Annotated in this window: 9 protein-coding genes; 8 read left to right on the top strand and 1 reads right to left on the bottom strand. The window is 60.4% G+C overall.

From position 1 onward, the window contains the following. The 8 genes from ABI171_RS08080 to ABI171_RS08045 form a co-directional block, all read left to right on the top strand. Nucleotides 1-344 (top strand): fumarylacetoacetate hydrolase family protein (locus tag ABI171_RS08080; protein WP_348092052.1); only part of this gene is annotated, 344 nt, incomplete at its 5' end. 22 nt (nt 345-366) lie between these two features. Beyond that, a complete protein-coding gene (locus ABI171_RS08075) occupies nt 367-1,644 on the top strand; it encodes an L-fuconate dehydratase (protein WP_348092051.1) in 1,278 nt (425 codons plus the stop codon). 75 nt (nt 1,645-1,719) lie between these two features. Continuing rightward, entirely contained in the window at nt 1,720-2,496 is a 777-nt protein-coding gene (locus tag ABI171_RS08070; protein WP_348092050.1) for an SDR family oxidoreductase, read from the top strand. A gap of 190 nt (nt 2,497-2,686) precedes the next feature. Next, nucleotides 2,687-4,195: a sugar ABC transporter ATP-binding protein gene (locus ABI171_RS08065; RefSeq protein WP_348092058.1), complete on the top strand. Its 1,509-nt coding sequence runs from the start codon at nt 2,687-2,689 to the stop codon at nt 4,193-4,195. Between the two features lie 32 nt (nt 4,196-4,227). Next, nucleotides 4,228-5,262: an ABC transporter permease gene (locus ABI171_RS08060; protein ID WP_348092049.1), complete on the top strand. Its 1,035-nt coding sequence runs from the start codon at nt 4,228-4,230 to the stop codon at nt 5,260-5,262. A gap of 92 nt (nt 5,263-5,354) precedes the next feature. Beyond that, entirely contained in the window at nt 5,355-6,296 is a 942-nt protein-coding gene (locus ABI171_RS08055; protein ID WP_348092048.1) for an ABC transporter substrate-binding protein, read from the top strand. 254 nt (nt 6,297-6,550) lie between these two features. After that, nucleotides 6,551-7,627: a porin gene (locus ABI171_RS08050; protein ID WP_348092047.1), complete on the top strand. Its 1,077-nt coding sequence runs from the start codon at nt 6,551-6,553 to the stop codon at nt 7,625-7,627. Between the two features lie 174 nt (nt 7,628-7,801). Beyond that, entirely contained in the window at nt 7,802-11,209 is a 3,408-nt protein-coding gene (locus ABI171_RS08045) for a glycoside hydrolase N-terminal domain-containing protein (protein WP_348092046.1), read from the top strand. 138 nt (nt 11,210-11,347) lie between these two features. Here the strand turns inward: ABI171_RS08045 and ABI171_RS08040 are convergent, their stop codons facing one another. Then, nucleotides 11,348-11,620 carry an oxidative damage protection protein gene (locus tag ABI171_RS08040; protein ID WP_061938913.1) on the bottom strand — a complete coding sequence of 91 codons (273 nt, stop codon included), beginning with the start codon at nt 11,618-11,620 and terminating at the stop codon, nt 11,348-11,350. Nucleotides 11,621-11,645 lie beyond the last annotated feature (25 nt).

The raw sequence follows: 11,645 nt of genomic DNA, 5'->3' as shown, positions 1-11,645 counted from the left end.
GCACCTGGGACAAGGGCAAGGGTTGCGATACTTTCGGCCCGCTCGGCCCGTGGCTGGTGACTGCCGACGAAGTGGCGGATCCGCACGCCCTCGGCCTGTGGCTGGAAGTGGACGGTCATCGCTATCAAAACGGCAATACCGCCACCATGGTGTTCCGGGTGTCGGCGCTGGTCAGCTACCTGAGCCGCTTCATGAGCTTGCAGCCGGGCGACGTGATTTCCACCGGCACGCCGCCAGGCGTCGGCCTCGGCCAGAAGCCGCCGCTCTATCTGCGCGCCGGCCAGGTGATGCGGCTGGGCATCGACGGCCTGGGAGAGCAGCGCCAACGCACCATCTCACTTTGACCAAGATAAAAAGAGAACCACGATGACGATAATTCGCTCGATACGCGTACTGGATGTGCGTTTCCCTACCTCGCAAATGCTGGACGGCTCGGACGCCATGAATCCCGATCCCGATTATTCCGCCGCCTACGTGGTCCTGGAAACCGACCAGCCGGGCCTGGAAGGCCACGGCCTGACGTTCACCATCGGTCGCGGCAACGAGATCTGCTGCGCCGCGATCAAGGCCATGGAACATCTGGTGATCGGCCTGGATCTGGCCTGGATCAGCGCAGACATGGGCCGCTTCTGGCGTCACATCACGTCCGACAGCCAGTTGCGCTGGATCGGCCCCGACAAGGGCGCCATCCACCTGGCTACCGGCGCCGTGGTGAATGCGGTCTGGGATTTGTGGGCCAAAGCCGAAGGCAAGCCCCTGTGGCAACTGGTGACCGACATGTCGCCCGAGGAACTGGTGCGCGCCATCGACTTCCGCTACCTGACCGATTGCATCACGCCCGAAGAAGCGCTGGCCATGCTGCGCGCCCAAGCCCCGGGCAAGGCCGAGCGCATCCGCTCGCTGCAGCAGGACGGTTATCCTTGCTACACCACTTCCGCCGGCTGGCTGGGTTATGAGGACGCCAAGCTGCGGCGCTTGTGCCAGGAGGCCATCGACAATGGTTTCAACCATATCAAGCTCAAGGTCGGGCGCGACCTGGCCGACGATATCCGCCGCGTCACCATCGCCCGCGAAGTGATCGGCCCGGACCGGCAACTGATGATCGATGCCAACCAGGTGTGGGAAGTCGACCAGGCCATCGCCTGGGTCAAGCAGCTGGCGTTCGCCAAGCCCTGGTTCATTGAAGAGCCAACCAGTCCCGACGACGTCGAAGGACATCGCAAGATCGGCGAAGGCATCGGCGCGGTCAAGATCGCCACCGGCGAAATGTGCCAGAACCGCATCATCTTCAAGCAGTTCATCATGCGCGGCGCGATCGACGTGGTGCAGATCGATTCCTGCCGCCTTGGTGGAGTCAATGAAATCCTGGCGGTGCTGCTGATGGCCGCCAAATACAAATTGCCGGTATGCCCGCACGCCGGCGGCGTCGGCTTGTGCGAGTATGTGCAGCATCTGTCGATAATCGACTATGTCTGCATTTCGGGCAGCAAGGAAGGGCGGGTTACCGAATACGTCGACCATCTGCACGAGCATTTCGTCGATCCCTGCGTGATCCGCAATGCCAACTACATGCCGCCTACGGCACCGGGATTTTCGATTACGATGAAGCCGGAGTCGCTGGATAAATACCGGTTCCGCGGCTGAAACAGGCTGCCGGTGGGAATTTGCCGGCGCTTGCACTAGTATGTAAAAAATAATTATAAAAACGGAGACCGCAAGATGGATCTGAAACTGGCAGGAAAAGTGGTGATCGTGACCGGTGGCGGCGCCGGCATCGGCGGCGCGATCTCGCTGCAGCTGGCGGCCGAAGGCGCAATTCCCGTCATCCTGGGAAAAAGCCAGCCGGCGCCGGAATTCAAGACGGCGCTGCTGGCGCTGCAAGACCGGGCGCGCATCATCCAGCTCGACCTGATGGATGAGGATAAATGCCGGCTGGCCGTGGCGCAAACGGTGGCGGAATTCGGCCATCTCGACGGCCTGGTTAACAACGCCGGCATCAATGACAACATCGGCCTCGATGCAGGCCGTGCGGCCTTCGTCGAATCGCTGGAAAAAAACCTGATCCACTACTACACGATGGCGCATTACTGCGTACCACACCTGAAAACCAGCCGCGGCGCCATCGTCAATATCTCTTCCAAAACCGCGCTCACCGGCCAGGGCAACACCAGCGGCTACTGCGCCGCCAAGGGTGGCCAGCTATCCCTGACGCGCGAATGGGCGGCGGCGTTGGCGAATGACGGGGTGCGCGTGAACGCTTTGATCCCTGCCGAAGTGATGACGCCGCTGTATCGCAGCTGGATCGCCAGCTTCGACCACCCGGACGAAAAATTGGCCGCCATCACCAGCAAGATCCCGCTCGGAAAGCGGCTGACGACAGCCGAGGAAATTGCCGATACGGCGGTGTTTCTGCTGTCTCCGCGCGCCTCGCACACCACCGGGCAATGGGTGTATGTGGATGGCGGTTACAGCCATCTGGACCGTGCCTTGACCTGACGCGGCTTGCAGTGGATTAAAGTGGATTGACAGGGCGCGGCGGCGACTTGGCTTGCCGCCCGGCAGATTGATTTAACGTGACTGGCTTTGCCGCCGGTTGTGCATCATGAGAGCAGATATGCAGCAATCAGAAAATCCAGGTGAAGACAGGCAGTCCGCGGCAGCGCCGTCGGATTCGCAAGGCTACATCATGTCCCTGGAAAATGTCACCAAACGCTTCCCCGGCGTGCTTGCGCTGGACAATTGCCGCTTCGACCTGCAGCGCGGAGAAGTGCATGCGCTGATGGGCGAAAACGGCGCCGGCAAGTCGACCTTGATGAAGGTGCTGGCGGGCGTGTATCCGAAAGACAGCGGCGAGATCCGCATCGCCGGGCAACTGGTGGAAATTCCCGATCCGCGCGCGGCGCAGGCGCTGGGCATCGGCATCATCCATCAGGAACTGAACCTGATGAATCACCTGACCGCGGCGCAAAATATTTTCATCGGCCGCGAACCGCGCGGCCGTTTCGGCCTGTTCCTCGATGAAGACGCGCTGAATCGTAAAACCCGTGACATCTTCGAGCGCATGCGCCTTGATCTCGATCCTGCCACGCTGGTCAGCGAGCTTACGGTGGCCAAGCAGCAGATGGTGGAAATCGCCAAGGCTCTGTCCTTCGATTCACAGGTGCTGATCATGGATGAACCGACCGCGGCGCTCAACAACGCAGAAATCGAAGACCTGTTCCGTATCATCCGGCAATTGCAATCGCATGGCGTCGGCATCATCTATATCTCGCACAAGATGGACGAGCTGCGGCAAATCTCCAACCGCGTCACGGTCATGCGCGACGGCCAGTACATTGCTACAGTGCCTACCGCCACCACCTCGATGGAAACCATCATCGGCATGATGGTCGGCCGCCAGATCGATAACAGCGGGCCGCAGGTGCCCGACACGTCCGGCAATCAGATCGTGCTGCAAGTCACAGGATTGCAGCGCGGCGCATTCATCAAGGATGTCAGCTTCAGCCTGCGCAAGGGCGAGATCCTCGGCTTTGCCGGCTTGATGGGCGCCGGCCGCACCGAGGTTGCGCGCGCCGTATTCGGCGCCGACCGCATCGACGCCGGCGAGATCCTGGTGCACGGCGCCAAGGTGTCGATCAGGTCACCCAGGGATGCTGTGGCGCACGGCATCGGCTATCTGTCGGAAGACCGCAAGCATTTCGGCCTGGCCACCGGGCTCGACGTCAAGACCAACGTCGCCATGTCCAGCATGAACCGCTTCCTGACCCAGGGTGTGTTCCTGGACCAGGCCGCCATCCGCGATACCGCCCAAGGCTATGTGCGCCAGCTCAGCATCAAGACGCCATCGGTCGACCAGCCGGTGCGCCTGCTATCCGGCGGCAACCAGCAAAAAATCGTGATCGCCAAATGGCTGCTGCGCGACTGCGACATTCTGTTCTTCGACGAGCCCACGCGTGGCATCGACATCGGCGCCAAGAGCGAAATCTACAAGTTGCTGAACGCGCTGGCCGAACAGGGCAAGGCGATCGTCATGATTTCCTCGGAGCTGCCGGAAGTGCTGCGCATGAGCCATCGGATCCTGGTCATGTGCGAAGGCCGCATCACCGGCGAACTGTCAGCCGCCGAAGCTTCGCAGGAAAAGATCATGCAACTGGCGACCCGGCGCGACGATCACCGCGCGGCGCAAGCCGCCTGACCCCGAATCACTTACCTACAATGAGAACCACCATGTCATCTACCCAGAATTCCGTGTCGCAAGCACCGCAGCCGGCCCAAGGCGCGCTGGCGGCGATCAAGGCCAAGATATTCCACCCCGCCACGCGCCAGAAGCTGCTGGCCTTCGCCAGCCTGCTGGCGCTGATGGTGTTCTTCAGCTTTGCGTCTTCCAATTTCCTGGAGATCGACAACCTGGTCAGCATCCTGCAGTCGACCGCGGTCAACGGCGTGCTGGCGATTGCCTGCACCTTTGTCATCATCACCGCCGGCATCGATCTGTCGGTAGGCACGCTGATGACCTTTTGCGCGGTGATGGCCGGCGTCTTCCTGACCTATATGGGAATGCCGATCTATGTCGGCATCGCCGCCGCCATCTTCTTCGGCGCACTGTGCGGCTGGGTTTCGGGCGTGCTGGTGGCCAAGCTCAAGATCCCGCCTTTCATCGCCACGCTGGGCATGATGATGCTGCTCAAAGGTTTGTCGCTAGTGATCTCCGGCACCAAGCCGATCTACTTCAACGACACGCCGGGCTTCTCGGCCATCTCGCAGGATTCCCTGATCGGCAACCTGATTCCGGCGCTGCCGATTCCCAACGCCGTGCTGATCCTGTTCCTGGTGGCGATCGGCGCCGGCATCATTCTCACCAAGACCATCTTCGGCCGCTACACCTTTGCGCTAGGTAGCAATGAGGAAGCATTGCGGCTGTCAGGCGTCAATGTAGATTTCTGGAAGATTGCCATCTACACCTTCAGCGGCGCCATCTGCGGCATCGCCGGCTTGCTGATCGCATCGCGCCTGAATTCGGCACAGCCGGCGCTGGGCCAGGGCTACGAGCTGGACGCGATCGCCGCGGTAGTGATCGGCGGTACCTCGCTCTCGGGCGGCACCGGCACCATCCTCGGCACCATCATCGGCGCCTTCATCATGAGCGTGCTGATCAACGGCTTGCGCATGATGTCGGTGGCGCAGGAATGGCAAACGGTGGTCACCGGCGTGATCATCATCCTGGCGGTCTACATGGATATCCTGCGCCGCCGGCGCCAGTAAGAAAAGCAGGTTTGTAACGATTTTGCAGGTGTAAAGGAAGTTCCGGGCAAGCGCGATACGCCCGTTGTTGATAACCATAAAGGAGACTTGAAATGATAAAGAGAAGAGCAGTGAACATTGCCATCGGCCTGGCGCTAGCACTCGGGTTCAGCGCGACTGCCGTGGCGGACGACGTCGTCTATATTCCCCTGATTTCGAAAGGCTTCCAGCATCAGTTCTGGCAAGCGGTAAAGTCTGGCGCCGAACAGGCCGCCAAGGATTTCAATGTCAAGGTGTCGTTCGAAGGCCCCGAAACCGAAGCCATGGTCGACAAGCAGATCGACATGCTGTCGGCGGCGCTGGCCAAGAAACCCAAGGCCATCGGCTTCGCCGCGCTGGACAGCAAGGCTGCCCTGCCATTGCTGAAGAAGGCGCAGGCCGCACATATTCCTATCGTCGCCTTTGACTCGGGTGTCGATAGCGACATTCCTGTCACCACGGCCGCCACCGACAACAAGGCAGCGGCTGCGCTGGCAGCCGACAAGATGGCCGAACTGATCGGCAAGGAAGGCGAAGTGGCTGTGGTGGCGCATGACCAGACCAGCCGCACCGGCATCGACCGCCGCGAGGGTTTCGTCGAACGCATGAAAGCCTATCCGAAGATCAAGATCGTCAGCGTCCAGTATGGCGCCGGCGATCAACTGAAATCGACTGAAATCACCAAGTCCATCCTGCAAGCCTATCCGCACCTGAAGGGCGCCTTCGGCACCAACGAAGGTTCGGCCATCGGCGTGCTTAACGGCGTCAAGGAAATGAAGCGCAAGCTGGTGGTCATCGGTTTCGACTCCGGCAAGCAGCAGCAAGACGCGATCCGCGATGGCAGCATGGCCGGCGCCATCACCCAGAACCCGGTCGGCATCGGCTACAAGACGGTGGAAGCGGCGGTCAAGGCGCTCAAGGGCGAGAAGCTGCCTAAGGTGATCGACACCGGCTTCTACTGGTACGACAAGAGCAACATCAGCGACCCCAAGATCGCTGCCGTGCTTTACAACTGATCTTCCGAGCTCCACTACGGGTTGCTGCCAGCAGGAGGCGGTAACCCGGCAATCCAGAGCAACAAGCGACTGTAATAAGCGACTCAGCAGACTCCCGTCACGGGTGCTGCCGGTAGCTGGCGTCAAGCGCGCCACTACCGGTTGCGATCTGCTGCGCGTGTGCATGACCCAAGACTTCTAGCGAAGGTTCGACTCTATCTCCGGTGCTGAGAGGAGGACGGTCGGACAAAATTTAACCATAAAGGGGACTCAACATGAAAACAACAACATTGCAATATCTGCACGCAGCTGCCGCCACGCTGCTGATCGGCGCGGCCTGCAGCCAGGCGCAGGCGCAGACCAGCGTCACCATCTACGGCCGGGTCGACGCCGGCGTCGATTATCAAAGCAGCGTCGCCTTGAAAGACGCCAACGGCAACCTGACCGGACAGACCGGCAGCAAGCTGGCAGCCTCAGGCAACCAGTGGGGTACCAGCATGATCGGCTTCAAAGGCACGGAAGACCTGGGTGGCGGACTGAGCGCCTTCTTCCTGCTGGAATCCGGCTTCGACGCCACCAAGGGCCTCACCAACGGCAGCGCGTTGTTCAACCGTCGTTCCTATGTCGGCTTGAACGGTGGCGCCGGTTCGATCAAGTTCGGCAAGAATCTGTTCATCGTCAACGACGTCTGGTACCTCGATCCGACCGGCCAGCAGTTCATGGGCACCGCCAGCCTGGTCAAGGGCCGCAACTGGCCTGGCGCCAACAATGTCATCGAATACCAGACCCCGACCTGGAGCGGTTTCAACGCCACCGCCCAGACCAGCCTGGGCGAGCAGGCCGGTTCCACCAAAAATGGCCGCAGCGACGGCATCTCTTTGGTGTACACCAATGGCGGTCTTGAGCTGCGCGGCATCTACGACGTGATTCGCGACACCAATGGCCGCTACACCGATGTCTACACGGCTTCGAAGGATCTGATCGTAGGCGGCACCTATACGATAGACAAGCTGAAACTGTATGCCGGTTACGAGAATATCTCTGCGCCGGACACCGCCGCGCCTACCGATCCGGACAAGCTTAACCACTACTGGATCGGCGCCAACTACACGCTGACTCCGGCCCTGACTCTGATTGGCGGCGCTTTCCACGCCAAGCTCAATCATGACGCCGGCAGCGCCAGTCTGTTCATGGTTGGCGCCAACTACAACCTGTCGAAGCGGACTTTGTTGTACGCGGCGGTCGGCACGGTGCGCAACAAGGGCAATGCCGATTTCGGCACCGAGTTCGACAATCCCTTGCCTGGGCATGCGCAGAACGGCGGTTACGCCGGAATCAGCCATTCGTTCTAGAAAAAATCTCGTCTGTCTCGCCGATCTTGCCGGATCTCCGAGCTTGGGGCAGCCGCCGCAATGACGTTGCGGTTGCTTTTTTTTTGATGGTGTCCAGCCTCCGGCCCTGGCATGGACGTGCAGTTGTTGTAACCACTTCAATTTGGGGCTACTACAAAACTGGAGATTGGCGTCATGACGAAAAGAAAAGATACGGAATTTCTTCCTGCTGTCACTGGAATAATCAACGCGGATAGGGGTGTGCCGGCCAATCCATCGCGGCGCAAACTGTTGAGCCAGATGACCGCATTGGCGGCATCGCCGCTGGTGGCTGCCTGCGGCGGCGGCAGCGACGACAGTCCGGCTGCAGCGATGGCGTCTGCCGCCCCCAAGGCCAGTAGTAAAACCGACCTGACCGGTATCGCCAGGACCGCGCCGATCGCCGGCAACGCCAGCCAGAACCTGTTTTATCGCACCGCCGGCGATGACTGGGCCAGGACCTGGCTGCCGATCGGCAATGGCCGCGCAGGCGCCATGCTGGCGGGCGGCGTGCTGCTGGAGCAGATGCAATTCAATGAACAAAGTTTATGGGCAGGCGTTAATAATTTCGATGGCGCCGCCTACGATATATCCGGCTTCGGCAGCTACCAGAACTTTGGCAGCCTGTCGCTGAACATGGGGGGCAGCTTGCCGCCCGCGATCACTTCGCCGAATGTCAGCGCCGGCGCTTCCAGTTCTGGCGAGGGGATCTTGTCGACGGTTGACGGTAACCTGAGCAGCAAGTGGTGCATCATCGGCCCGCCGAACCTCGTCACCTGGCAAGCGGCGCTCTCTGGCGCGGCTGTGGTTTCCGCCTATACGCTGTCCTCTGCCAACGACGTGCCTGCAAGAGATCCTCTGACATGGGTAGTGTCCGGTTCTAATAATGGCAGCAGCTGGACCGTGCTCGATAGCCAGAACTTTGCCGCTACGCCGTTTGCCAACCGGGGGCAAACCAACAGCTATACGTTTTCAAACGCCACTGCCTTCAGTTTTTACAAGATCGATTTCAGCGTGTCGACAGCTGCGCTCAACGAGGGCCATTTCCAGATTGCAGAAATAGGATTGAATGGCATCAGCCTGCTGCAAAACCTGTCGACCCAGTCGCTCTATGCCTTCTCGCCTTCCGGCCATGGCATGGGTGCACTGACCAGTTCAGGCAGCGAGCGCATCGATAGTTCAGTCGACGGCAAGGCGAATACCAAGTGGTGCGTCTTCGTGAACCCGGGCGAGATTGTGCAATGGCAAATGGATCTGGGAGCGGCGCAGACCATATCGAGCTATGCCCTGACCAGCGCCAACGACGTTCCCGCGCGCGACCCGCAGATCTGGACGCTCGCCGGTTCGAATGATGGCTTGAGCTGGACCCAGCTGGACAGCAAATCGATAGCGCCGTTCTCCGCGCGCGGCCTGCAGCAGACATTTGCGCTAAGCGGTTCAGCCGGCTATCGCTACTGGCGCTTCAGCTTTGATACTTCCAAATGCCCGGCGGATGCAGGATCCGGCGATCCCAAGACGGGACACTTCCAGCTTGCCGAGATTGTGCTGAGCGGCTCCGCGTTTACCACGGCAGGCAAGGCCGTCACCTGCGAATACGAACGCCGCCTGAATCTGCAAAACGGCCTGCAGACCACCAGCTATCTGTACGGCGGCAATTATTTCATCCGCGAGACCTTTGCCAGCAAGGTCGACAATCTGGTCGTCATGCAGCTGCGATCGGAAACGCCGGGCGGCTTGTCCGGCTTGCTGCAACTGGCGTCCGGGCAAACTACCGATGCCGTCACTGCGCTGGTTTCCGCCAATGAAGAAAGTCTCTCGTTCAGCGGCAGCGTGGCCAACAACGGCCTCAAGTACGCAGCAAAGGCGCGCCTGATCCGCAGCAATGGCAGCGCCACGCAAAGCGGCGCAAATATCAAATTCAGCGGTTGCGACAGCATTCTGCTGCTGCTGGACGCGCGGACCAACTACGCGCCAAGTTATAGCGCCGGCTGGCGTAGCGGAAGCGATCCGCTCAGCGTGGTTAACACGACCCTGAGCGCGGCCGCAGCGCAATCGTTCGCCACCATGTATGCCTCGCACTATTCGGATTTCCAGCCCTTGATGACAGCGGTGGACGTCAACTGGGGCAGCAGCACGGCGGCATTGACCAGCCTGCCGACCGACGTGCGCCTGAACGCTTACCAGAGCGCGGCAGGCAGCACCGACCCCACGCTGGAACAGGCGCGCTTCCATCTCGGCCGTTATCTGCTGGCCAGCTGTTCGAGGAAGGGTGGTTTGCCGGCCAACCTGCAAGGCTTGTGGAACAACTCGAACAACCCGCCGTGGTACAGCGACTATCACAACGACATCAACATCCAGATGTGCTACTGGTCGGCGGAATCCACCGCCTTGCCGGACTGCCACCTGCCTTTGTCCGATTTCATCGTGGCGCAAGCACCGGCCCTGCGCGTCTCGACGCAGAGGAATTTCCCCGGCAGCAGCGGCTGGACCGCGCGCACCAGCCAGAGCATCTTCGGCGGCAGTAGCTGGAATTGGTACACCCCCGTCAATGCCTGGTACATGCAGCATATGTGGGAGCACTATGCCTTCAGCCAGGATATGAACTACCTGCAGACGACGGCTTATCCGATGCTGAAAGAGGTGGTCCAGTTCTGGACCGGGCAGCTCAAGCTGAATGGCAATAATCTATACGTGGTTCCCAACACCAACGCCGGTTCGCCCGAGCAGGGGCCGGCGGAGGATGGCGTGATGTTTGGCCAGGAGCTGGTGTGGGACGTGTTCCAGAATTTCCAGAGCGCCACCGCCGCCTTGACCGGCGCGGGCCTGGCTCCCTCCGGTGATAGCGGCTTGCTGAATACGGTGAAATCCATGCAGGCCAAGCTTGCGCCTAACCTGATCGGCGCCAAAGGACAGTTGCAGGAGTTCCAGGAAGACTATGAATCCAATCCTGCCCTGATGCAAAGCAAGGGCCTCAGCCTGACGCATCGGCATACCTCGCATCTGATTGCGGTATATCCGGGCCACCAGATTACGCCCGCAGTCACGCCGGCATTTGCGCAAGCCGCCAAGGTGGCGCTGCTGGCGCGCTGCGGCCTGCCGCTGGGCACCGCATCCGGCAATGTGTCGCTGGCGAACATCAGCGGCGACAGCGTCGAGTCGTGGACATGGACCTGGCGCTGCGCCTTGTTCGCACGTCTGGCAGATGCCGAGAATGCGCTGACCATGATCCAGGGCAGCCTGAAGGACAGCACCTTCCCCAACCTGTTCACCGCCATGATGCCCGAGACTTTCCAGATCGACGGCGATCTCGGTATGCCGGGAGCGATGACCGAGATGCTGCTGCAAAGCCATGAGGGTGTCATCGTACTGCTGCCGGCATGTCCCGCAGCGTGGCAATCCTCGGGCTCGTTTACGGGTCTGCGCGCCAGGGGCGGCTACAAGGTCAGCTGCGCCTGGAGCAATGGCGCGGTGACGTCGTACAGCATCATCGCCGACAAGGCGCCGAATAAATCGGCGGTGAAGGTCAGTGTGAACGGCGTGGTGAGCAGCATTGTTCCGGCATAGGCGAGAAGGTAAATACGGAGCAACGAAAGAAGATTGAAGCTGGATGCCGGAGCGGCGGGAGATGCTGGCTAGGCGACAAAACAAACTGTGTCTGTTTTGTCGCCGAGAAGGGAAGGGAGTTCTTCTGTAGCTGCCGGTTTATTCGGTTGGCGGTACGTAGCCGGTGGCGGCGTCGGCGCCGTCGCCGAAGAAATGCTTTTCCATTTGCACGGCCAGGTATTTGCGGGCGCGCACATCGGCCAGGTTCAGGCGGTTTTCGTTAACCAGCATGGTCTGGTGCTTGAGCCAGCCGGCCCAGGCTTCCTTGGAAACGCTTTCATAGATACGCTTGCCCAGTTCGCCCGGGTACGGAGGGAAATCGAGGCCTTCGGCTTCTTTGTCCAGCTTGATGCAATGAATGGTGCGTGCCATGGTTTTTCCTTGTCAGTGTTGCGAG

This window comes from Collimonas sp. (assembly GCF_039923675.1).
GTDB lineage: Bacteria > Pseudomonadota > Gammaproteobacteria > Burkholderiales > Burkholderiaceae_D > Collimonas.
Note: the sequence above shows the minus strand (reverse complement) of the source record. Positions and strands in the feature narration are given on the sequence as shown.

Bases quoted from the DNA above. Each gene is read 5' to 3' on its own strand.
- ABI171_RS08075 (WP_348092051.1), top strand. From the start codon at position 367: ATGACGATAATTCGCTCGATACGCGTACTGGATGTGCGTTTCCCTACC.
- ABI171_RS08070 (WP_348092050.1), top strand. From the start codon at position 1,720: ATGGATCTGAAACTGGCAGGAAAAGTGGTGATCGTGACCGGTGGCGGC.
- ABI171_RS08065 (WP_348092058.1), top strand. From the start codon at position 2,687: ATGTCCCTGGAAAATGTCACCAAACGCTTCCCCGGCGTGCTTGCGCTG.
- ABI171_RS08060 (WP_348092049.1), top strand. From the start codon at position 4,228: ATGTCATCTACCCAGAATTCCGTGTCGCAAGCACCGCAGCCGGCCCAA.
- ABI171_RS08055 (WP_348092048.1), top strand. From the start codon at position 5,355: ATGATAAAGAGAAGAGCAGTGAACATTGCCATCGGCCTGGCGCTAGCA.
- ABI171_RS08050 (WP_348092047.1), top strand. From the start codon at position 6,551: ATGAAAACAACAACATTGCAATATCTGCACGCAGCTGCCGCCACGCTG.
- ABI171_RS08045 (WP_348092046.1), top strand. From the start codon at position 7,802: ATGACGAAAAGAAAAGATACGGAATTTCTTCCTGCTGTCACTGGAATA.
- ABI171_RS08040 (WP_061938913.1), bottom strand. From the start codon at position 11,620: ATGGCACGCACCATTCATTGCATCAAGCTGGACAAAGAAGCCGAAGGC.